The 21,713-nt window shown below is 40.0% G+C and carries 22 protein-coding genes; 15 read left to right on the forward strand and 7 right to left on the reverse strand.

Features of this window, described 5'->3' with window-relative positions; translation table 11 throughout:
- Positions 1-183: 183 nt before the first annotated feature.
- The 4 genes from FQ608_RS15930 to FQ608_RS15945 all read left to right on the forward strand — a co-directional run bounded on the left by FQ608_RS15930 (position 184) and on the right by FQ608_RS15945 (position 4,586).
- Positions 184-750, forward strand: coding sequence for a Pycsar system effector family protein (locus FQ608_RS15930; RefSeq protein WP_158859232.1), 567 nt, complete (start codon positions 184-186; stop codon positions 748-750).
- Positions 751-976: 226 nt separating this feature from the next.
- Entirely contained in the window at positions 977-2,005 is a 1,029-nt protein-coding gene (locus FQ608_RS15935) for a hypothetical protein (protein WP_158859233.1), read from the forward strand.
- A gap of 92 nt (positions 2,006-2,097) precedes the next feature.
- On the forward strand, positions 2,098-3,543 hold the full coding sequence (locus FQ608_RS15940) for a purple acid phosphatase family protein (protein WP_158859234.1): 1,446 nt from the start codon (positions 2,098-2,100) through the stop codon (positions 3,541-3,543).
- Positions 3,544-3,557: 14 nt separating this feature from the next.
- Positions 3,558-4,586, forward strand: coding sequence for a zinc-dependent alcohol dehydrogenase family protein (locus tag FQ608_RS15945; protein ID WP_158859235.1), 1,029 nt, complete (start codon positions 3,558-3,560; stop codon positions 4,584-4,586).
- Between the two features lie 134 nt (positions 4,587-4,720).
- On the opposite strand, the gene FQ608_RS15950 is transcribed toward FQ608_RS15945, so the two are convergent.
- Entirely contained in the window at positions 4,721-5,374 is a 654-nt protein-coding gene (locus FQ608_RS15950; protein WP_158859236.1) for a DUF4136 domain-containing protein, read from the reverse strand.
- A gap of 301 nt (positions 5,375-5,675) precedes the next feature.
- Here FQ608_RS15950 and FQ608_RS15955 point away from each other — a divergent pair, with 301 nt between their 5' ends.
- The 6 genes from FQ608_RS15955 to FQ608_RS15980 all read left to right on the forward strand — a co-directional run bounded on the left by FQ608_RS15955 (position 5,676) and on the right by FQ608_RS15980 (position 10,039).
- Positions 5,676-6,611, forward strand: coding sequence for a nucleoside hydrolase (locus tag FQ608_RS15955; RefSeq protein ID WP_158859237.1), 936 nt, complete (start codon positions 5,676-5,678; stop codon positions 6,609-6,611).
- A gap of 194 nt (positions 6,612-6,805) precedes the next feature.
- Complete coding sequence (locus FQ608_RS15960) at positions 6,806-7,108, forward strand: DUF6922 domain-containing protein (RefSeq protein WP_158859238.1); 303 nt, start codon at positions 6,806-6,808, stop codon at positions 7,106-7,108.
- 383 nt (positions 7,109-7,491) lie between these two features.
- A complete protein-coding gene (locus FQ608_RS15965) occupies positions 7,492-7,923 on the forward strand; it encodes a nuclear transport factor 2 family protein (RefSeq protein WP_158859239.1) in 432 nt (143 codons plus the stop codon).
- 120 nt (positions 7,924-8,043) lie between these two features.
- Positions 8,044-8,931, forward strand: a complete 888-nt coding sequence (locus FQ608_RS15970; protein WP_158859240.1) for a YitT family protein — start codon at positions 8,044-8,046, stop codon at positions 8,929-8,931.
- Between the two features lie 28 nt (positions 8,932-8,959).
- A complete protein-coding gene (locus tag FQ608_RS15975; protein ID WP_158859241.1) occupies positions 8,960-9,517 on the forward strand; it encodes an HD domain-containing protein in 558 nt (185 codons plus the stop codon).
- A gap of 144 nt (positions 9,518-9,661) precedes the next feature.
- Entirely contained in the window at positions 9,662-10,039 is a 378-nt protein-coding gene (locus tag FQ608_RS15980) for a nuclear transport factor 2 family protein (protein WP_158859242.1), read from the forward strand.
- A gap of 154 nt (positions 10,040-10,193) precedes the next feature.
- Here the strand turns inward: FQ608_RS15980 and FQ608_RS15985 are convergent, their stop codons facing one another.
- The 4 genes from FQ608_RS15985 to FQ608_RS16005 all read right to left on the reverse strand — a co-directional run bounded on the left by FQ608_RS15985 (position 10,194) and on the right by FQ608_RS16005 (position 15,440).
- Complete coding sequence (locus FQ608_RS15985; RefSeq protein ID WP_158859243.1) at positions 10,194-11,846, reverse strand: hypothetical protein; 1,653 nt, start codon at positions 11,844-11,846, stop codon at positions 10,194-10,196.
- Between the two features lie 514 nt (positions 11,847-12,360).
- Positions 12,361-12,945, reverse strand: a complete 585-nt coding sequence (locus tag FQ608_RS15995) for a transposase (RefSeq protein WP_158859244.1) — start codon at positions 12,943-12,945, stop codon at positions 12,361-12,363.
- Between the two features lie 106 nt (positions 12,946-13,051).
- On the reverse strand, positions 13,052-14,338 hold the full coding sequence (locus FQ608_RS16000; RefSeq protein WP_234364230.1) for a M14 family zinc carboxypeptidase: 1,287 nt from the start codon (positions 14,336-14,338) through the stop codon (positions 13,052-13,054).
- Between the two features lie 493 nt (positions 14,339-14,831).
- Positions 14,832-15,440, reverse strand: coding sequence for a Crp/Fnr family transcriptional regulator (locus tag FQ608_RS16005; RefSeq protein ID WP_158859245.1), 609 nt, complete (start codon positions 15,438-15,440; stop codon positions 14,832-14,834).
- 28 nt (positions 15,441-15,468) lie between these two features.
- On the opposite strand from FQ608_RS16005, the gene FQ608_RS16010 reads away from it, so the two are divergent.
- From FQ608_RS16010 to FQ608_RS16020, 3 genes are all read left to right on the forward strand, one after another.
- Positions 15,469-15,819 (forward strand): hypothetical protein, encoded by a 351-nt coding sequence (locus FQ608_RS16010; RefSeq protein WP_158859246.1) that lies wholly within the window; start codon positions 15,469-15,471, stop codon positions 15,817-15,819.
- 1,072 nt (positions 15,820-16,891) lie between these two features.
- On the forward strand, positions 16,892-17,134 hold the full coding sequence (locus FQ608_RS16015; RefSeq protein ID WP_158859247.1) for a ribbon-helix-helix protein, CopG family: 243 nt from the start codon (positions 16,892-16,894) through the stop codon (positions 17,132-17,134).
- Positions 17,121-17,453, forward strand: a complete 333-nt coding sequence (locus tag FQ608_RS16020; protein WP_158859248.1) for a type II toxin-antitoxin system PemK/MazF family toxin — start codon at positions 17,121-17,123, stop codon at positions 17,451-17,453. The genes FQ608_RS16015 and FQ608_RS16020 overlap by 14 nt, the downstream gene beginning before the upstream one ends.
- Before the next feature lie 255 nt (positions 17,454-17,708).
- Here FQ608_RS16020 and FQ608_RS16025 read toward each other — a convergent pair whose 3' ends face one another.
- Positions 17,709-18,626 (reverse strand): AraC family transcriptional regulator, encoded by a 918-nt coding sequence (locus tag FQ608_RS16025; protein WP_158859249.1) that lies wholly within the window; start codon positions 18,624-18,626, stop codon positions 17,709-17,711.
- A 419-nt stretch (positions 18,627-19,045) separates the two neighbouring features.
- Between FQ608_RS16025 and FQ608_RS16030 the strand changes: the two genes are divergently transcribed.
- Both FQ608_RS16030 and FQ608_RS16035 read left to right on the forward strand, forming a co-directional pair.
- On the forward strand, positions 19,046-20,572 hold the full coding sequence (locus FQ608_RS16030; protein ID WP_158859250.1) for an aldehyde dehydrogenase family protein: 1,527 nt from the start codon (positions 19,046-19,048) through the stop codon (positions 20,570-20,572).
- Positions 20,573-20,656: 84 nt separating this feature from the next.
- Positions 20,657-21,070 carry a DUF779 domain-containing protein gene (locus tag FQ608_RS16035; RefSeq protein WP_158859251.1) on the forward strand — a complete coding sequence of 138 codons (414 nt, stop codon included), beginning with the start codon at positions 20,657-20,659 and terminating at the stop codon, positions 21,068-21,070.
- 110 nt (positions 21,071-21,180) lie between these two features.
- On the opposite strand, the gene FQ608_RS16040 is transcribed toward FQ608_RS16035, so the two are convergent.
- Entirely contained in the window at positions 21,181-21,621 is a 441-nt protein-coding gene (locus FQ608_RS16040) for a GNAT family N-acetyltransferase (protein ID WP_158859252.1), read from the reverse strand.
- Positions 21,622-21,713 lie beyond the last annotated feature (92 nt).

Raw genomic sequence — 21,713 nt, forward strand, 5'->3', positions numbered from 1 at the left:
GTTGAATCCAAAGGGGTTCCCCATTGAATTTTTCCCTTGGCATGAACCTGTCCTAATTTAAAAAAATAATCAAAATTAACATGCCTAATGTCAAAAAATAATATGAATATGTTATATTCATAAAAATGATAGGAACGGTTTGGGTGTTTTTAAAAATATGGGGATTGAAAATTTTGATACAGTATGGAAAGTGAAATAGAAGACCGTAAAAAAAAATCAGGAAGAGAAAGGGAGACACTTTTTCGCACAACTTATCGAAACCAAACCAATTTGAGGCAGATCATTGATAACAAGGCGAACATTATCATCAGTATCAATACCGTTATCATATCCTCCATCATCGCTATTTCCGGATATGGGATAATTGCAGATCAAATGGATTTTTATCGGTACAACATTATTATCCCAATGATGATAATCGTTCTTTCCTGCCTCACATCCGCTATTTTGGCCATCTTGGCTGCTCAACCCAAAATAATTGAGTCCCATTTAAAACCTAATCTCTCCGAAAAACAAAGTTTGCTGTTCTTTGGGGTGATTGCTGAATATTCTCAAAAGGATTACATTGCAAAGATGGAAGAGTTATTGCATTCCAGAAAAGATATTTACGAGCAAATGCTCATAGATTTGTATGGTCAGGGTGTTATTCTAAAACAGAAATATAATTTGTTAGGATACGCCTACCAGGTGAACATGTATGGGTTTGGAATTGGCGTACTTGCTTTTTTGATCTTCTTGCTTTTTCATTAAAACTCCCCTCTTTTTTGGAGATTATTGATTATATTTATCCAATTACTTTATATAGTGATTTTTATATTTTTTTATTTGGTATTGCAGGATGTGTTTAAAATTATCCATTCGGGTGGCACAATCTAATTATTCTGGTTTGTGCAAATATACGGATTTCATTGCGCTAAAAGGAGCAGTTTATCCGGTGGGTGTTGAAGCAAAAGGTATACAATGAAATAAGATATAGATGAAGCTGGGATTAGCTGCTTTTGTTTTTTTCTTGCTGTTATATAGTATCAACGTTGCCCAGGAAGCACCCGGTAAGGAGCTTTTTGGGAACCCAAATTCCTTAGAGATTCGATTGGGATACGCTTTTAGAGAACTGCGGAGAAGCAATAGCGACAAACGTTATTTCCCGACATATCTTCATTATAGAATTGAAAAAGAAGCTTGGGATTCCATCCAGGTTGATGTCCGTGCTAGGGGTGTTTACAGGAGAAAAAATTGTTTCTTCACTCCTTTGAGGGTGAGGATAAATGCAAAGGAAAGAAGTGGTACCTTGTTTGAAGACCATAAAACCCTCAAGCTGGTACTTCCGTGCCTGACCCATGGGAATGCCAATGATTTGATTCTCATGGAGTATCTATGTTACAAACTCTATGAATTAATCACCCCCTATTATTTTAGAACTAGATTAATAGCGCTGAGGTTAACTGATGAGCGGGGTAGACAGTCTAAATCATATGATCTGAAAGCCTTTTTTATCGAGGACGAAGACTTGATGGCTAAAAGATTGGGTGGAAAAATCATGAAAGCTGAGGAAATATATCCTTTCCTTCTGCAGGATACCTCTGCTGTCAGACATGATTTTTTCCAGTTCATGATTGCCAATACCGATTGGTCCGCCGTTTCCCAACATAATATCAGGATTCTACAGGTCCCTCCCATAACCAAAATCCACGTGCCATATGATTTTGATATGTCGGGCCTGGTCAACGCCCCTTATGCGCAAGTGAGTGAATTTCTCCCCATATCTGACGTCCGTGAGCGGTTATATCGGGGTTTTTGCCGTGGTGAAGAATTATTTCAATTTATAAGAGCTGAATTTATATCATTTGAAGATCAATTTTTGGGGATTTTAAGTGAAATAGAAACAGAAATCCACCCGGATGAGAAGGATCGCCTTCGGGAATTCTTTGATGCATTCTTTACCATCTTAAAGAGCGACCGAGAGTTTAATGAAAATATAGCATCAAAATGCAGAACCACACGATAAACAGAAATAATTCAAAACCATTTTTGACAGTGACTCTTACATCGTTAAAAACGGTTTGGGGTGATCAATTAAGAATAATAAATTGAAAAATCATGAAAAAGAAAGGCCTGATTCTCCGCATATGTACGCACGGATTTCTCTTAGTCTTCCTGCAATCAACCTATGGTCAAAGCCTCCTTGTCTCCCCTTATCTGCAGCCAGGTGATTCACCCAAACTCAGAAAGGAACAAAAGGTGGTAGTCTGGCAAACAGACAGTATCCCCGGTGATTTTAGAGTGGAATGGGCACTTGGAAATTCTGTAGAATCCGCGCCTAAGCCCAAGTCAGTCAAAATCTCCTCCGTTAAACTCCATCTGGACAATGAAACCTCCTATCTTTATCGGGCAACCCTTAAGGGGTTAAATTTTGATGAAATCTATACCTACCGGGTTTCTTTGGGTGAAACTGTCCTGGCTGAAAACACCTTCACATCCCGCACAAAGAAATCCCAGACAAAATTTACTGTGTTTGGGGACCCTGGAGTGGGATCAGTAGAACAGGCTGCGTTGGCTTACCAGATGTACCAGCACAATCCACAATTCGCCCTTGTCACCGGTGACATGGCTTATTCCTATGGCCGGGCACTGGAGTATAGGTTCCGCTTCTTTCCGTATTACCTAAGGCGGGTGGCTACGCCGGATAAAGGCGCCCCCCTGATGGGTTCCATCCCCTTCTATATGCTTCTCGGAAATCATGATATTTATAGTGCTGATTTTGAGAAATACCCCGACGGGTTGGCTTATTTTTATTACAGCGATTTGCCGCTGAATGCCCCCATACCTCAGCAGGTGGTAAAACCGGAGGGAGACCAGAGTTTGGTTCGTGCTTTTTTGAAAAACACGTCCCCAAGGTATCCAAGGGTTTCCAATTATTCCTTTGAATATGGTAATGTTTATATTGCTTGCCTGGACGCCAATTACTATGCCAATCCCTTGGACCCTTCGCTGATTCAATGGCTCGAAAAGGATATAAAAAGCAGCAAGGCTGATTGGAAAATTGTGGCTTTCCATCATCCGCCTTTCAGTTCCAGCCACCAGCATTATGAATATCAGGTAATGCGATTATTGTCACCTGTGATAGAAGGCTTGGGAGTGGACTTGGTGTTTAACGGTCATATACACAACTATCAGCGCACCTTTCCCCTAAAGTTTGAACCTGAAAAAGATGAAGCTGGAACAAGGTACATTATATCAGATGAAGGGAGTGTGAATGGAGAATTTAGGCTGGACAAACATTTTGACGGCACTACAAACACCCAGGCAGATGGTATAATATATATCATCAGCGGTGCCGGCGGTGCCGGTCTTTATGAACCCGAAATAAGTGAGAATTCTGATCTATGGAAGGAAGGCCCTCCCGGAAACTGGGTACCCTACACCGTGAAACTGGTTTCAGATAGGCATTCCTTTACGATGGTAGAAACTAACGGAAAAGTGTTAACCTTGAAGCAAATTGATGCGGAAGGAAAGGTATTCGATCAAATCAAAATGACCAAGTAATCGATTTTAAGTATATGAAAGCCTGGCTTCTAAATCGAATTTCAAATCTGGATACAGCTTCACGTCCGCTGGAACTTACGGAAATCCCTGTCCCTGTACCAAAAGATTTCGAAATACTTATTAAGGTTCTCTGTTGTGGGATATGCCATACGGAATTGGATGAAATCGAAGGCCGGACACCCCCAGAGCAGTACCCCATTATACTAGGCCATCAAGTAGTGGGAATAGTAGAGAAATGCGGCAAGCATACCACATATTTCAAAAGCGGGGATAGGGTAGGCGTAGCATGGATATCCGCTGCCTGTGGCCAATGTGAATACTGTGTGGCGGGACTGGAAAATTTATGCCCTGATTTCAAGGCTACAGGAAGGGATACTAACGGGGGTTACGCCGAATTCATGGTTGTAGACGAGCGTTTTGCCTATCCTATTCCTTCCACATTTTCCGACAATGAAGCCGCACCCTTATTATGTGCCGGAGCCATCGGCTACCGGTCACTGAGGCTAACGGTCATTACGGATGGGCAGACACTAGGCCTCACTGGTTTTGGGGCTTCCGGTCACCTTGTTCTGAAAATGGCCCTACATCTGTATCCAAATTCACCTGTATATGTTTTTGCAAGGAGCAAAGATGAGCAAAAGTTCGCTTTGGATCTAGGAGCTACTTGGGCAGGAAAGATCACAGATACTCCCCCTCAAAAAGCCAATGCCATTATCGATACCACTCCTGTTTGGACCACAGCGGTAGACTCCCTGTTGCATTTGAAGCCCGGGGGCAGACTGGTGATCAACGCCATTCGCAAAGAGTCAGGTGACCTGGATGCCCTTTTGAACATCTCCTATCAGGATCATTTGTGGATGGAAAAGGAGATAAAAACAGTAGCTAACATAACACGAACAGATGTAAGCGAGTTTCTTACACTGGCAGCTTCCATACCAATTATCCCGGCTGTAGAAACCTATCCATTCGACAAAGCTAATGAGGCCATAATGGATCTCAAACACAAACATGTGATGGGAGCCAAGGTTTTGGTATGCGGATAAACCTAAAATTTTTACCTGCTTTTGTTTTCGATGACATAACGCACCTTATCCGTTTAAAATCAGAATAGTATTTTGTGGTGAATACTACTTCTATAATCCAAGAACAAATGCAGCGAAATCTCCAGCCAAGTTGTTCACGAACCGGTGCTTTTTTTAAGGTAAGGCGACTGGTCAAATGCCTGATCGATGGTAGATCTTAGCCGCTGATTGATTTGGGACCGGCCGGCTTCCATTACACCATTGATCACCGCGCTCCACGGTACAGCTACATTATTATTCACTTGGCCGTTTCTATTATCGGTCATTTGAATAAAAAGTGTGCCCGAAGTATACCCACTCCTGTATACAGGATAATAATATCCCGGGTAATACCAAGACCAACCTGAGTACCAACCCGGATACCACCAATGCCAATAATACCAATCGTAATAATAGTAAATATGGGTACTGGTGGATACTGAAGGAAGGATAATGACATCTGGCCCGTCATTTTTTTCTACCTCTGTCCAACCAAGATTGAGCATATTTTCCCTGATGCTATTTAAGATGATTTCACCGTGTGGCGCTGAAACAAATTCAGGTTCATTTCTTTCCGGGTGGTTGAAATTCTGCTTTTCTACTTTTATCACTTCATCCGGCAAAGCGAAAGTACTGACAGCTTTAAAGTCGAACCCGGCATCGAAATTTGTATAAACTGCGTCAATTTTATCGATATATCCCGGATCATCTGAATAGCATCCATAGACTACGGCCAGAATCAATGCGATGTATTTAAATTGCTTTTCCATTGGTTCATTTTTTTATTATCCAGAAATCCTTCTGGCTAATTTTAAATTCCAAATTCGAAAAAATGAACAGCAATAAAAATGATTTAAATCATTGGGAATAAATATATTTATCAGGATTTTACCCTCGTCCCAAGGTAGAATTAAGTCAGAAATTGGTAAAAATTCCCCTATGCGAACTATGTTGATTTGATTATTGGAAAGAATTTCGTTTTAAGATGAAAAATTGTCTACCAATTTCGAGTTTGGAAACTGTCAGCTAATTTAGAATTATATTGCAAAAAACTAAACAGATAATATATCGATGTTACCAATTAAAACCTTATTTCTTTTCCTTTTATTCTCTCCTTGTTTATTGGCACAGACCCAGAAAGTTTGGCTCGATGCCGATACGGGCAATGAAATGGACGATCTATATGCCATCGCCCGAGTTTTGAAAGATGAAAAAATCGAATTAATCGGATTAAGTTCCGCCCATTTTAATAATCCGGACCTGTTGGTCTTTGATAAATGGAATGCCTATGATACAAGGGGTTTGGTGACGGTGGAAGACAGTCAACGCCTGAATGAAGAGATGCTTGAGATTATGGGCATGATGGAACTCCCACATCCCTTGGGTGCGGATAGACAGATTGGCCGGGCTTGGGGAGGGCAGGAGCCGAGGGATTCCCCGGCCGCCCAAGCTATAATTCAGGCTGTTCATGAGCTAGAAGAAGGTGAAAAATTGGATATACTGACTTTGGGTGCGTTGACTAACATTGCCTCCGCCATTATCTTGGAACCTTCTATTCTGCCTTCTATTAGGATCTATTCTTTAGGCGCCAGGTATTTTCTTGATAGGAAAGCATGGAGTAAGAATGAATTCAACATTAGAAATGATTTAAACGCCTTTGATTACCTGATGGATTTGGAGAAATTGGATTTTACAGTAATGCCAGTGGAGGAAGCACTTCCCTTACAATTTGATAGGGAAGAAACGTATGGAAACCTTAACGATGAGCTTCCCCTTGAAAAAATGCTTGCAGATCGGTGGAGGGAACAAAATCCGCAAAGCCAAACTAGGGTAATGTGGGACTTGGCTTTGGTACAGGCTTATTTACGCCCTGACCTTTCCGAAGTGTTGACCGTCAATGCCCCACCTGAAAATAAAAAGCTAAGCGTGAAGATTTTCGCCCGTATAGATGCAGAAGCCATGGAAAAGGAATTTTATGAGGTATTGAGGCGTGCCCCAAACCTTTGAGGTCTTCCAGACCTCGAAGGTTTTCCATCTGGGCACGTTAAATCCGTTGGTTTCAAAACTGGATTCTGTAAAAGACCTTTGGGGTTTTTGGAAACCCCAAAGGTCGGCGACGTTTAAACCTTTGAGGTCTTCGAGACCTCGAAGGTTTTTGCATTTGAGTATGAATTCCACCAAACCTTGATTAAATTTGAGTTATGACAGAAAAAGCCAAGCCAATATTTGAGAAAGGAATCTTCTGGGATGTGAATTTTGAAAACATCGACTATGATGCCAAATACAAATTTGTGATTGAGCGGGTATTTGAGCGGGGCGATGTGGACGATATTAGAAATTGCAGGCGTTATTATGGGGATGGGAAAGTTTCAGATGTATTATTGAACACTAAATTTTTACCAGAAACCAGAATGTATCTTGCAAGTGCAGTATTTGATAAACCTGTTACCGAATTTAGATGCTACAAACTCAGACAGTCGAATCCCACACTTTTTCCTTATTGAAAACCATTATGAAAATTCCTGGGCTCAGTGAATTTTCGTTGGTTGGAGGAACTGCATTATCACGGTTCCACAGGCCATCACCTATTTTGCGGAGGCAGTGGAGGATGAAAACCCACAGAGTTTGAAAGGTCAGACCTGGGAATCTATTAAGGAATCCATCCAAGAAAAGGTAAGGGAATACCTAACGTAAACCCCGCAGCCCATACTATCCGGGAGTCTTATACTCTGGGTATTAAATAAATGGGTTGGTAAAATTAGAATCCTTGCAGTGGTATTTTTTTTAACTTTTGTTGATCAAATAGGTTAATCCTACTAATTTGAATTTTTATTTTATTAATTTTCACAATAGGTTAACTTTGTTTTAATCCTAAAGTCTTCAAATCATGAAAAAACTTTATTCCATTATATTGCTAACATGCCTTACGTTTGCCGGATGTTCCTCTGATTCTACTAACGGGGAAATAGATGAAGCCCAAACCGAGGCTGTGCTGGACCATCACTGGGAGACATTTGTAACCAATGACCTGGATGGGGTCATGGAAGATTATACAGACGAATCCATCCTGATCACCCCAAATGGCACATACAGGGGATTGGACGAAATCCGAGGTAATTTTGTCAATGCATTTAATGCCTTTCCAACACAGGGTGCCGAACTGACCTTGAATACCAGCTTGGCCGTTAGCGACGTGGGTTATATCTTGTGGGAAGCGGAAACTCCGGAATTTACCCTGACCTATGCCACAGATACTTTTATTATACGTAATGGCAAAATCATACGTCAGACTTTCGCTGGTGTAAGGGTGGAAAAATAAATTATTTGAAGTTTACGAAAGGAAGGATAGATCTTTTACCAAATTTAATTAATTCAAAAATTTCCTGCATATTTAGGGAAACATTTGAAATGAAAATTGGGCGACCTCAAATTTTAAACCATGGGTAAATCTGACACCATCAAATGGAAATCCATTTTTTCGTTAAAGGCTATATCATTTACCATTTTGGGAGTTCTTTTTGCAGTTGTTGGGCTTCAGGGATTTATGGTGCCTAATAATTTCCTAGATGGTGGGGTCACGGGTATTTCAATCTTAGTCACGGGCTTTGCCAATATTCATATCAGTATATTGCTTATCTTTTTTAATATTCCTTTTCTTTTTGTGGGATATCGAAAAATCGGAAAAACATTCAGTTTACAGGCATTGATCGCTATATTGCTGTTGGCTGCAGGGATGTATTTTATTGAAATCCCCGCCTTCACCACGGATAAGGTCCTGATTGCTGTTTTTGGGGGCTTTTTTATAGGATTGGGTATTGGGTTTGTTATACGTGGAGGAGGGGTGATTGATGGATTAGAAGTCATTGGATACTATACACAAAAAAAATCAAGTTTGACCTCTGGGGAAATTATCTTGGCTTTAAACTGCCTAATTATTATTGGAGCGGCCTTTAAGTTTGGAATTGAGACGGGTATGTATTCTATATTGGTCTATTATACGGCCATGAAAACCTCCGACTATGTGGTGGACGGTTTTGAAGAATATACTGCCTTGACCATTATTTCTGCCGAGTGTCAAACGGTAAAGGAACTGATTGTTCAAGATTTTGGTAAAGCCATTACGGTTTATAAAGGTGAAAGGGGTTATTTGCCCGGAATGATTGACTCAGTAAATGATGTGGATATCATTATGACAGTAGTAACGAGGCTGGAAATTCATCGGCTCAAAGAAGCCATAGGTGAAATTGATCCCAAAGCCTTTTTATACGTTCAGAGCATTAAGGAAGTAAAAGGAGGATTAATCAAAAAGAAAAGTGGGCACGGATAATAGATTTGAATTACTTTTTGAAAACCTAATGGATAGATTTAAGAAGGATCTACCTAATTACCTTACATACCACAATGCAGCACATACCCGGTATGTTTTGGATAAAGCGAGGCTTATTGCTAAAGAAGAAAAAGTCGAAGGAGATCAATTGGAACTAGTTCAGATAGCTGCATTGTATCATGACAGTGGATTCTTGAATGGGATGGTTGACCATGAAAATGAAGGATGTGAAATCGCTAAAGCGGAACTTCCATTATACGGGTTCAGTGCATTACAAATCCAGGAAATCTGCCAAATGATAACCGCCACCAAAATCCCCCAAAGGCCTCAAAATCTGTTGGGAAGAATTGTAGCAGATGCGGACTTGGAATACCTGGGGACTGACTTGTTTGATCTAGGTTCTCAACGACTTTTTGATGAGTTGAGGAATTTTAATACTAGTTTAACCCATATGGAGTGGCTTAAAATTCAAATCGGGTTTTTGGAGTCTCATCAATATCATACTGACTACTGCCAAGAATTTCGGCAACCAAAGAAAATGGAACATCTTGCAAGGCTAAAAGAGGAATTCCTTACTGCTCGATAAAGACGTATAATGTATGAAGGTGACTTTTGTTTTGTTCGTATTATTTTAACTCAATTCCAGCGTTCAGCCAATTCGAAGTGTTCCCAAAATACAGTTTAATCGATATTTCATTCCTAATCAATAAATAAGTTTTGAAGGCAAGCGATGAGACAAAGGGAGAAAACTATTGAAGAATATATTGCTGCCTACAATACGTTTGCCGTACAGAAAATGATTGAAAATTTTTCTGATGAAATAGTATTTGAAAATATTCAGGCGGGGGAAGTAACGATGAGGCTGGAGGGGTTAAAAGCATTTGAGAAGCAAGCGGAAGAGGTAAAAGGTCTTTTTTCAGAAAGACAGCAAACAATTATAAAAATTATTCATAGAGAAGCCGAAACAGAAATCGAAATAAACTATTTTGGTGTAATAGCTAAAGATTTACCAAATGGAATGAAAAAGGGTCAAGAAATTAAATTGAAAGGCAAATCAATTTTTGAATTTAAAGGCTCCAAAATAGTGAAGTTGATCGATATTAGCTAAAGATGATTGCCATTTGGTTTCTATAAATCGATAATTCAAAAATTTAAACCGTACCTCTATGGAAAGTAGTGGGGCAGCCCTTTCGTCCAAAAAGGCTGCCCCACATAAAAGGATAAACTCGATTTTTAGAAATAGGGATCTCCCCTTTAAAAAACTAATCAGTGATTACCTGTACATCTTTAAACATAAAGGGATTATCACTCAGTCTTAAAGACTTTCCGCTTTCGGTAGTCACATTTTTCAAAATAACTTCCTTGGTGCGGATATAGGGAAATTGTTCCACATAGGAATCGTCTGTCATTTGTGGGTTGAAATTTGCAAATATGGACGGACCCTGATAATTCTCGGGATGGTTGGAATCGTCAATGTGGAGGGATTCAATAGTGATTCGTTCCGGCATATAGCTGGTATAGCCGAAATCATGTTGGCCTGAATTGGATCCCCCGATCAGACTGGCACTGACTGGTCTGCCACCCGCCGGTACGAATTTGCAGTTGCGGATGATGATTTCTCCCTGCCAGGTACTTCCATAGTCAGAACGTAAATTGATAAGACTTCTTCCGTTGATGGTGGAATTTTCAACGGTAAAGGTTCCACTGCCAATGGCGTTTATTCCCTGATGGCCCAGGGTAGAATTACGGATGGTAGCATTGGCGACACCCATGTGGGCATCAAATCGGGAAAAGACACAATTGTCTAAAACTAAATTCTTGCAGTAGTTGGAACCCATCAGGCCCCAGTACGTATTGTCGTTGATATCATTTGTTTGGCGGCCGTTAATGAAAGAAACATTAAGGGCCCGTCCGAGAGAGATGTCATAAGTTCCCATGGAAACTGGCGCATTCGCAGCACCTATCGTTTGGTAGGTTTTGTGCCCTGTAAGTAAAGCATTCTGAACGGTAACGTAGGCGCATTCATTGATATTGAGGAATCCGCCATATGGGGCGCCATGATCTCCTTCCTCTATAACCCGATGTTCAATTCCATCAACAAGCACATTCGACCTTCTGATCGCAATCCCCCGACTGTAATACGTATACTTTGATTCAGCCCGATTGGCGATGGTAGTGAATTTCCCTCCGGTGATATTAAGGGTAGTTTCGTCAAGTGGGAGGGCGGTAATAGTCGTGATATTGTCGAAGTTCCAAATAATCGGGGCATCCATATCCACATTGCCTTCCTTGTCTACAATAAAGATATCAGTCTGGGGAGATCCGTTATTCTGATTTAGCCCGTATCGGATATAACGTTTTACCTCGGCATTGGTCACTGTTACAAGGCAAGTTTGTGGGAGGGGAACATTGATTTTTTTCTGGTTCTTTTTAAGCGTGCTAACCCCCTCAAGGTTGAATGCCTTGAGTTTGGAACTTACCAGAAAAACAGGCGAATTTCGGTTTTCCACATCGGTATCGTCAATGATAAAGGCAGCACTGCCAAAGTCGGTGTCGGTTTGAATCACTGCAGGTCGGTCTTTTCCACTGATGTAGTAGGTAGCCCTGTCGTCTGCTTTTACAGAAAGCCCCTCTTGGTTGGCCACCGCATGGGTGGCAGCTATGGCATCGATATCATCGGTCTTGCCGTCGCCTTTGGCACCAAATGTACTATAGCGCACCACGCCATTGGATTTGAATTTTTTTATATCCGAATCGGAAACATGGACAAGCAGCATCCCATTGGCATTTGTGCTTACTTGGGTTTTATTTTTTCCGGAGGTTATTTCCACATTTTCAGACGGGCTGTTGCTCTGTCCCTGTGTGGTAGAGAGGGCAAAAGAAAACAGAAAGCAGAATAGAAGCGTGTATTTCATATGTTTATAATTCCTTTTTCAATGGGCATATAGCCTGTCCCGATTCTCGGGAGAATCTCGCTATGCTAATCATCTTCGTGTTTAACGCTGTAGTCATGCTCGATTTCTTTGGGTTTGTTTATTGTAAAATGTTTATGTAAAATTCAAAAATAGTATACAAAGCTGATTTTTATCGCCTCGGATTTCCCTAATTAAAACAATTTTGCGGAGTTGAGCAAAGAAAATTCGATGGGAGGTGTTATTGGGTAGGATTCGACTAAAGAATCTGTTTAAAATTTATGATGGATGCTCTTCAGCCAGCAAAATGGCGAAAAATCAAATATTTAAACTACTGTGATCCCAAAAGCCAATTTCATTTAAAACAGCAACACTCATCTATTCGATCTTTGTGGATTTTCAAAGATAACGGACGATATTTCATGTTGCTTTTTTTGAAGATATGTTTAAGTGGACTTTTTTCAAAAATTTCCTAAATGTAAGGGATACACTGGATTTTGTCTCCTTTTTTTTTGTTTTACAATCCTGAATTAAAGGTATCATCCTTCCAATTTTCAGGATTGGTTTTTATATATCTAGCGATACGTTGATAGGATAGATCATCCCTAATGATATGATCATGAAATCTGGATTGCCATTCAAATTTAAACCCCAGACGCCGTGAATGCCGTGTCACGGCCGATTTGTATGATCCCACAATGGATGACAGGGTATTTTTTCCCGGGTTTTGAAAACGTTTTTGCCCCGGTTGTATCCCCGGTTGTTGTAGGGACAGTGCATGCCCTGTCCCTACAACAACCGGGGCGTGCCCTGTTCCTGCGGATGGGGAATCATTTTTTAATACCAAAATTCCATGAATATGATTGGGCATTACCACGAATTCGTCTAATTCCACGTGATTTGCACGGTTTTTTATTTCATGCCACAATACATCCGCAATGGCCCCTATTGGGGTTAAATTCATTTTTCCGTCATTGACCTCTCCAAAATAATGCCGCCTGTCCTTTGTACAAATGGTAACAAAATACGCCGCAGCCCATCCGTAATCCCACCATTGGGCACGGGTCGATTCACTGCGATATTTATTTTTGTATAGGGTCATTTTTTTAATATCGATTTATCCATGGTGGAATTCAGTCATGCGCCAGCGATACGCTGCAAGCTTCTCGTTCTGCCAATCCAATATTAATCAAAATATCATCCCCCTGTCACAATTCTTTTCCTTCCGAATACGCCGCAATGGCAAAAATCAGATCCTCTCCAAATTTACGTGCCGCATCCTGCGTAATGACCTGCCCGTGGTTAAGAGCGTATGGGAATTCCAGTGTTGTAGCCATAATTAAGCCTTTGTCAGCATACGTAGACGCCCATTGTCCAAACGATGCACCCATTTCGTAGTTGCCCCCGGTATTCCAGGCCGTCCCGAAGGGCAAAAACCCTTTTTCTTTGGTGAACTTCATCTTTCCTCTAGAGCTCGTCTCCAACATATCCACTAGTTTCTCCTGTTCCTCTTCTATTCGGGGATGAGCGTTACCAACGAAATAAATCCATTCATTATTCTCCCCTTTAATCCAGGGATTATGCAGGTCAACCCCTATCCAGGGAATGCTTCCTACCCATTCCGGAATCTGCTGCCGGATGGCTCTAGTACTTGCATAAATACTTTGTCCGGAGTAATCCCTATTATGATCCCTAGGCTGTCGGTTTTTGCCCTGATCTCCCTGTTGTACACCATCTTTATCCAAAAATGGGATAAACATGATTTCCGCCCGGGTTAATAAATCGGTCATGGCCTTACTTTCTCCCAATAATGCTTTCAGCATGCCTTCGATCACATAATTACTCATCATTTCGCAGGCGTGGGCACGTGCGGTGACTAGGATTTTAATTGATGGAGTTTGTCCAAAATCACTGATAATCATCTTCTCTACCTCTCGACCATTCGTTGTCGTGCAAAGCGTTTCTAATTTCAGACGTGGATCCGATGAAAAAGGCATGATAAAACGGTCAAAATTATCCTGCGTATAAGCCATTCCCATGCTCAATCGTACCGTTTCATCATCCCTACCAAAAGTAAACTGAAAAATATCCTCTCCGTGTTTCCAAGATTGATCAATCCAATTCCAGTTATGGCCTCCATCCTTTGAATAGGCTGCTCCCATACCAGTCAAGACATTTGGTTCAGTACTTTTAAAATACCAGGTTTGCGCCTTGTTAGCCGTTACTCTGAAGTTCCAATAAAACCAATGACCTTCTGTATCCCTCAGATCCGGCTTAAAATAAACCGTATCATTGCTTACTTTTTCAATAATTACATTTCCTCCGGCAAAACTTGCGTCTATCCGCAATCCAGGTGTTTCAATTTTATTTTGTATGGATAAGAATGACGGATGCAAAGATTGGAAATTATTTCTTGTATAAGTCGCTGGAAAAAGTGTTCCAACTAATAGGAGGAACATGGGCATTGCAAAAAAGGAATTTATGGTCTGGCTCATGTATAAATCTTCATTATGAACCGATAATATAACTTATTATTTAATTAATTTCAATAGAATTCTTTTGCCTACGTATCGAATCCTTTTACCGAAAATGGTTTTCTTGTAACCTTCAAATAGTGCATCATAGTCGCGTTGACTGTTTAATTCCCTTTTTTCCTTCTATACTATTCCTACCTCTGGAATATTTATAACTGGATACCCACACCTTCAAAGCCCTTTCTAATGGTGATATACTCCAAGCCATACTTCATACTGAGTGTGGTTTTTCAGACACGGTTGTTTTGAAAAATTTAAACATCGATTTACAAAAAAAAATCCTCTTGTCGTGTCATTTATCACACAACAAGAGGAAGATTGTTTCAAAACAGGAACCGCCAGGTTAGATGGATTGGTCTGAGGTTTTCTACATGATTGTACCTGATTGATTTACAGGTGCAAATCTCGGGGAAGATAATCAGGTAAAAATTGACCTATGTTAAGAACGCTAGTTCTATTCCATCAACTTTTTTCTGATTCTGCTCAAGGATTCAGGTTTGATGTTGAGGTAGGAGGCAAGGTATTTTAAAGGTACCTGTTCTAAATACACGGGGTACTTCTGCATCAGTTTTTCATACCGTTCGCTGGCCGAACTAGTTAAAAGCGAGATTTCTCTTTGTTCCCTCCAGATGTAATATTGTTCCACTGCTGTCCTTCCAAATTTGTTGCTTTCGGGATAATGCTGGTAAAGTTGCTGCAAAAAATCATAATGAATGGATGCCAATACACAGTCTTCTAACGCTTGTATAAAAAAACGGGAAGGCTCCTGTTGGATAAAGCTGGAATACGAGCAGTTGAATTCGTGCTGAAAAGAGAAGTCAAATGATTTTTCCTCTCCTTTGACCATGACATAATGCCTCGTGCTACCTGCCAATACTATGGAGAGAAACTGCTCCGTTTCTCCTTCATTTAAGATAAAGTCTCCTTTATGGTAATTCCTTATCTTAAAACCACCCTTGAAAACCTCCCATTGTTCATCAGTCAAAGGGAGGTAATCAAATAAAAGCTCTCTTGCTGTGTTGAGGTGATATTTAATCGCTTCTTCTGAGATGGCTTGATCCATATGAAGTTGATCATCAATTAAAATTTCCTTGAATTATCAAGATAAGCAATTACTTAACACAGGTCAATTTTTACCGGCTTTTCAAACTATACCTTTGTACAAACAGAATAACAAAAAGATGAATATTCAATTTAAGTTCGGAAATCTAAAGTCGCTTGGGCTAGTAGCTTACCTTTTACTCTTCGGCGGTATTTTGAGAGCTTTTTCTGGTCTTTACGATTTCTTCAAAATCAAGCAGGAATTAGGTCATATCGAAAAGCTTGATTATTTGATGGAAAATGCCCTTTTGTCGGGCATTAATGGTTTGATCCTATTCCTAATTCTGAACTGGATAGCCGAAAATCTTAAAGGGAAAAATTTTGAATTGCGTTTAAAGTAAGTGCCATGAAAAGCCAAAAAGACACAAAAAATTTAAAAGACAATCAATCTGCATATTTATTTATTAAGATTGTTTCATATACATTCGTTACATGTGCTGTAATTTATTTCGGGTTACAGATTGTGATTTTTATCAATAATCCATCACAGAAATTTCTGTACTATGTGGAAAGGATTGGTCCGGGAATTTGGATGTTTTTGGCGGGAATTGGTCTGAGATATTTTGTGAAGAAGGGGCAATTTAGCTGAAAAAGTAAGTTTCCCAATCCCCCTCACTTTCCAAACTTACTCCAATCAATTGCCTGCAAACTGCCGCCGCAACCCTATCTGCCATTCATCCAAACTCATATTGTCCGCCTTTTTATGGTAGGGGATGGCGCTTTTCTTTTTTTCGGATTTACTGGATTTGGACTTTTTGGCTTTGGCGGTCTTGGAAAATAGTCATTAAATTTACGACCTAAACTTATCGAATTTTTGCGGTTCATTAAATAGTTAAAGATCCTTTTTCCTCAGGATTTGAAGTTTTAGAATAATCAACACACTCGGGTATGATCTGAAATGGCATCAAGATCAATACCTTGCGGTTATTTCCTGGCTTTGGTTTCATACTTAAACCCTCATTCATTAAAAACCATCTGTTTTTTTTTTTGGAGTTTTATTTCGGTGCAATAACCCAATTTGTACGCCTTTTTCAGAATCTTTTTAGTAATCGATTGGCGCAGATGGCTCCATTCCTTGCTACGAAGATGCAACCCTGCCGGGGCTTTTTTTGAAATAAAATTGACGTCATCCTAAAAAGCCGGGGAGATAGAAAAAACATTCTCTAAGTATAAGAAAGCTAATTTGGATACCTTTGTTTTCAACAGAGACGAAGCCAACAATTTTGATGAATAGGTGCTTTTCAGATTCTAATGTGATCCTGTATTTGTTGGACGCCAATGTGGCTGAATATTCAAAAGTCAGTGTGATTGGGTTTATCCCCTAGATTTTCCAATTTCAAGCCCTCCAATATTTTTTATGTTGCCAAATACGTTTTATATTTATAAAAAGTAAATACGAAATATAAATACAACATGACCACAATCACTACATCACTACCAGATGATCTGGTCAAGAGACTTTCAGATCAGGCCAAACAAATGGAATTGCCAAAAAACAAGCTGATAGAGGAAGCGCTCAATCTTTATTTGGAACATTTAAAGCGGGCAGCATATATTAAATCCTATCAAGCCGCTCAGGATGATAAGGACATTTTAAGCATAGCCGAAGAAGGGTTACAGGATTATTATAACCAGCTAGAGAATGAGGCAGGGTGAGATTTGGTTCGCTGATCTAAATCCAGTCAAAGGAAGTGAACAGTCAGGCTTCAGACCAGTGGCAATTTTGAGTGGTAATCTACTCAACAAACATTTACCAATTGTTATTTCCGCTCCACTCACTACTAAGATCAAAAATTATCTTGGAAACCCGATTGTTCAACCAAACCCTATCAACGGGTTGACCAATACCTCGGAAATTTTGGTTTTCCATATTCGGTCAATATCCAAAGAGCGATTGGTTCGTAAGATCGGCGAAATTTCTTCAAATGAGTTGAAATTAGCTATTCAGACGTTGGATGACTTGATGAAAATGTAAGCAGATTGACCGTATATTCCCTTCAAACCTTTTTAATTTATTATCATATACAAATTTAACCCCTAATGGGGTACGATTTTATTAAATTGTTCCGTGATTAGATGAGGAAAACCTACGAGAACATATGGGTTTTTACCTACTATTAATAATCCACAACTTGAGATGACTAGGTTCGTAATTCTTAATTCGTAATTTTTAATTCATAACCCATAACCCATAACTATTTAAATTCGGAAACTGGATAAAATGATGTACCTAAGTGGTCTGCTGAAAAACCTTCGGGGTAGCTCCAAACTCAGTCTTAAAAGCCCGAATAAAATAGGTCACATTGTTAAAACCCGACATATAGCATACCTCCTGGATTTGATAATTTGCCGTTCGGAGGTAGTTCTTGGCAAGCGTCAGTCGTTCTTTGAGAATAAATTCCATGGGAGATAGCCCCAACTCATTTTTAAAAGATCTGGAAAAATGGGCTTTACTCATGCAGGCCTTGGAACTTAGGGATTCCAGTGTAAGATTTTCCCGGATGTTATTTTTGATATAGTCCACCACATGTCCCAATCTATTGCTTGAGGAAAGCTGTTTGTAGGTGGTTTGTAATAACTTTCGAGCTTGGGTCTGGGTTAGTCTTATCAATAATTCCTTTAGTGCAAGCGATGCGATTACATCCTTTTCCTTTGACCGTTCCTTCACACCAATACGGATAAACCGATTTATTATTTCCGATAAGTCCTGTGTGTTGATCAAATGAAAATTCGACAGATCCAATCCCCATTCTTCCGTAAGCATTTTATCGGGAAATCTTTCATTAAGAAGATCGAATGTGTTCTCGATCATTTCTTTAGAAATGGAAAGCGCTATACACTGGGTTGGATTTTCTATTTCAGCCTCCGGAAAATCTATTTTCATCAATTCATTTGGTGGAACAATCACAGATTCTCCTGGCAAATAATCAAACCCGGGCTTATTGAACAGGTGCATCACCTTCCGTCCTTTCAGCATGGTAGTCAAAACCAAATCACCGAACATCAAATTGACATCTTTGGCTTCTCTGTAAGTTTCAAAAATGTTTAACTCGCAGTTATTCAATGTATAGGTAGTGCGGTTTTCAACAAGAGTTTTTAAATCGCTTTCCGATCTCCATGGCACACCGGCTATAAATTGGTCAGGCATATTGGTATTTTGGGTTTCTATTATGGAATTAACGAATTGAGGTGAGGGAAGTTTTATTCCTCAGTTGATAATTGGTAAAAGGTTACCGTTAAGATAATTAAAATAATTATTATTTGGGGAAAGAACACGTTAAAAGATAATACACCAAGCTACCTTTTTGTCGAAATCATATAGTGAAATAGAAGTTCAATTTTTTGATAGTCCTTAAATTCCGCAGTTCTTTCCTGTAACGAGGTGATTCTTATGGAGAAAAACCTTCCAGGTTTCACCCATTTAACATAAAACCTAGCTAATTTTCATAAAAACCTGAATGGTTTGCGGGTTTTAAATAGTCACTTGAAGTCGATAAACCGATTGGATAGGTTGATTTTTTGGAATTTATATGTTAGAACTTTGAAAAAAACAAAAACTGAAATAATATGTCAACATTAACATTATCCCAAACTAAGCCCGTAGAGCGGCCGAAAATCAAAGAGAAATACGATCATTTTATAGGTGGGAAGTGGGTGTCACCTACTTCCGGCGAGTATTTTGACAATATTTCACCTATAGACGGAAAAGCATTTTCAAAAGCAGCAAGAGGAAATAAAGCTGATATCGATTTGGCATTGGATGCGGCTCATGCGGCATTTCCCTCCTGGTCAAAAACCTCTGCTGCACTTAGGAGTAAGCTGTTGAATAAAATTGCGGACATCATTGAAGAAAATCTGGAGATGCTCGCCAGAATAGAAACCATAGACAATGGCAAGGCACTCAGAGAAACCAGAGCTGCTGATTTACCCTTGGTAATTGACCATTTCCGGTATTTTGCAGGCGTTATCCGAGCCGATGAAAGCTCAATTTCCGAGCATGATGAACATACGGTCAGCATTGCCCTTCACGAGCCCTTGGGAGTGGTGGGTCAGATTATCCCTTGGAATTTCCCCCTATTGATGGCTACTTGGAAAATGGCGCCCGCACTTGCTGCCGGCTGCTGTACCGTAGTAAAACCTGCCGAGCAAACTCCTACAAGTATCATGGTCTTGATGGAATTGATCGGAGATGTGCTACCTCCGGGAGTGCTGAATGTTGTCACCGGATTTGGACCGGAAGCGGGCAAACCTTTGGCTTCTTCTCCTCGTGTGGCAAAAGTTTCCTTTACAGGTGAAACAACCACGGGCCGACTTATCATGCAATATGCTTCCGAAAATTTGATTCCTGTTACCATGGAATTGGGTGGGAAATCACCAAACATATTTATGAAATCCGTGGCCGATGCGGATGACGAATTTTTTGACAAAGCTGTAGAAGGTGCTGTGATGTTCGCTTTAAACCAAGGTGAGATTTGTACCTGCCCTTCTAGAATCTTGGTACATGAGGATATATATGATGTGTTTATGGAAAAGGTTGTTGAAAGGACCAAGGCGATAAAAATGGGACATCCCCTAGCGGAAGATACCATGATGGGAGCTCAGGCATCAAACGACCAATATGAAAAAATACTCTCGTATTTGGATATCGGAAAGCAGGAAGGCGCTGAAGTTCTTTGCGGTGGGGATAAGGCAAGTTTAAACTCGGGGTTGGAAACCGGGTATTATATTCAGCCCACCATTTTCAAAGGAAACAATAAAATGAGGGTATTTCAGGAAGAAATATTCGGTCCGGTAGTAGCAGTGACTACCTTTAAAACTACTGAGGAAGCGATTGAAATTGCCAACGACACCATGTATGGGTTGGGTGCAGGATTATGGTCAAGGGATGCACACGAACTCTATCAAGTGCCCCGTGCCATCCAAGCTGGCCGGGTCTGGGTAAATTGCTACCACAATTATCCGGCTCATGCGCCTTTTGGTGGATACAAAAAGTCAGGTTTTGGCAGGGAAAATCATCTTATGATGCTGGATCATTATCGGCAAACCAAGAATATGCTTATTTCCTATGATAAAAATAAGCTTGGATTCTTTTAAATTTAAACCATTGATCTCCCCGATTATCGGGGAGATCTTATTTTTGTTGTACCATTTCTCATACTAGCTAGAAACACCTCAAACATGTCGAAACCCAAAGAATACGTTCCCCGAGTTATCCTTTCTGAAGCAGCTATTGAAACTATCGATATCTTGAGAAAACGATTTGGCTCTGAATTGATGTTCCATCAAAGTGGAGGTTGTTGCGACGGCTCTTCACCCATGTGCTTTGAAAAAGGCGAATTCAAAGTGGGAGCAAGTGATGTTTGGTTGGGAGAGGTGTACGGATGTGATTTTTTTATGAATCAGGATCAATTCGAATATTGGAAACATACACAGCTTACATTGGATGTTACCCCCGGAAGAGGAAGCAGCTTTTCTATAGAAATCCCAATGGGAATCCGGTTTATGATCAGGTCCCGTCTATTTACTACGAAGGAATTAGAAAAGCTACAACCAACAAAAACCGGCGAGGAAGTGTTGGCTGAAAATAAATAATCTGAGATACGAAAATTGAGTCTATTTGTGTATGGGAAATTCAAACACCTAGGCTGAAATCATAGTGAAGTTTTTTTCAGCTGGCCTGAACTTGATCATTGTCGATTGATTCACATTTCCAAATCCATTTCCAAGATTGGAAAAGGATTTCCCTGACTGTCCAACGGATTTCTATTGATGACTTTGAATCCCATTTTTTTATAAAACCCCACTGCCTGTGGATTTTGCTCGTTGACATCTACTTTTGTTACATGATGCGCTGAGATTACATATTCCGTCAAGGCTTTTCCGATCCCTCTGCCTCTATATTCCGGCAAAATAAATAACATTTCAATTTTGTTGTTTGCTATTCCAACAAATCCGATTATTAAGCCATTTAAGTCTAAAAAAACATAGATGTCAACATGGGAAAAAATATTTTCTTCTACAATTAATTGCTTGATTTCCTCAATCTTTTTGGCCGTCAGAAAGTCATGGGTCGCAATAACTGATGCTTCCCATAAGTCTAATAATTGCGGGAAATCTTCTGGGTTATTGGAAAGAGCTATCATGTAGAAATAAGAAAACTAAGTAAAAGTGTTATAATCAATTTATAGACGGTGTAGGTGGGAATACCTACTGATTGCAAATATAGGCAATCCTA

The organism is Lunatibacter salilacus (assembly GCF_009797935.1).
GTDB lineage: Bacteria > Bacteroidota > Bacteroidia > Cytophagales > Cyclobacteriaceae > Lunatibacter > Lunatibacter salilacus.

Bases quoted from the DNA above. Each gene is read 5' to 3' on its own strand.
- FQ608_RS15930 (WP_158859232.1), top strand. From the start codon at position 184: ATGGAAAGTGAAATAGAAGACCGTAAAAAAAAATCAGGAAGAGAAAGG.
- FQ608_RS15935 (WP_158859233.1), top strand. From the start codon at position 977: ATGAAGCTGGGATTAGCTGCTTTTGTTTTTTTCTTGCTGTTATATAGT.
- FQ608_RS15940 (WP_158859234.1), top strand. From the start codon at position 2,098: ATGAAAAAGAAAGGCCTGATTCTCCGCATATGTACGCACGGATTTCTC.
- FQ608_RS15945 (WP_158859235.1), top strand. From the start codon at position 3,558: ATGAAAGCCTGGCTTCTAAATCGAATTTCAAATCTGGATACAGCTTCA.
- FQ608_RS15950 (WP_158859236.1), bottom strand. From the start codon at position 5,374: ATGGAAAAGCAATTTAAATACATCGCATTGATTCTGGCCGTAGTCTAT.
- FQ608_RS15955 (WP_158859237.1), top strand. From the start codon at position 5,676: ATGTTACCAATTAAAACCTTATTTCTTTTCCTTTTATTCTCTCCTTGT.
- FQ608_RS15960 (WP_158859238.1), top strand. From the start codon at position 6,806: ATGACAGAAAAAGCCAAGCCAATATTTGAGAAAGGAATCTTCTGGGAT.
- FQ608_RS15965 (WP_158859239.1), top strand. From the start codon at position 7,492: ATGAAAAAACTTTATTCCATTATATTGCTAACATGCCTTACGTTTGCC.
- FQ608_RS15970 (WP_158859240.1), top strand. From the start codon at position 8,044: ATGGGTAAATCTGACACCATCAAATGGAAATCCATTTTTTCGTTAAAG.
- FQ608_RS15975 (WP_158859241.1), top strand. From the start codon at position 8,960: ATGGATAGATTTAAGAAGGATCTACCTAATTACCTTACATACCACAAT.
- FQ608_RS15980 (WP_158859242.1), top strand. From the start codon at position 9,662: ATGAGACAAAGGGAGAAAACTATTGAAGAATATATTGCTGCCTACAAT.
- FQ608_RS15985 (WP_158859243.1), bottom strand. From the start codon at position 11,846: ATGAAATACACGCTTCTATTCTGCTTTCTGTTTTCTTTTGCCCTCTCT.
- FQ608_RS15995 (WP_158859244.1), bottom strand. From the start codon at position 12,945: ATGACCCTATACAAAAATAAATATCGCAGTGAATCGACCCGTGCCCAA.
- FQ608_RS16000 (WP_234364230.1), bottom strand. From the start codon at position 14,338: ATGAGCCAGACCATAAATTCCTTTTTTGCAATGCCCATGTTCCTCCTA.
- FQ608_RS16005 (WP_158859245.1), bottom strand. From the start codon at position 15,440: ATGGATCAAGCCATCTCAGAAGAAGCGATTAAATATCACCTCAACACA.
- FQ608_RS16015 (WP_158859247.1), top strand. From the start codon at position 16,892: ATGACCACAATCACTACATCACTACCAGATGATCTGGTCAAGAGACTT.
- FQ608_RS16020 (WP_158859248.1), top strand. From the start codon at position 17,121: ATGAGGCAGGGTGAGATTTGGTTCGCTGATCTAAATCCAGTCAAAGGA.
- FQ608_RS16025 (WP_158859249.1), bottom strand. From the start codon at position 18,626: ATGCCTGACCAATTTATAGCCGGTGTGCCATGGAGATCGGAAAGCGAT.
- FQ608_RS16030 (WP_158859250.1), top strand. From the start codon at position 19,046: ATGTCAACATTAACATTATCCCAAACTAAGCCCGTAGAGCGGCCGAAA.
- FQ608_RS16035 (WP_158859251.1), top strand. From the start codon at position 20,657: ATGTCGAAACCCAAAGAATACGTTCCCCGAGTTATCCTTTCTGAAGCA.
- FQ608_RS16040 (WP_158859252.1), bottom strand. From the start codon at position 21,621: ATGATAGCTCTTTCCAATAACCCAGAAGATTTCCCGCAATTATTAGAC.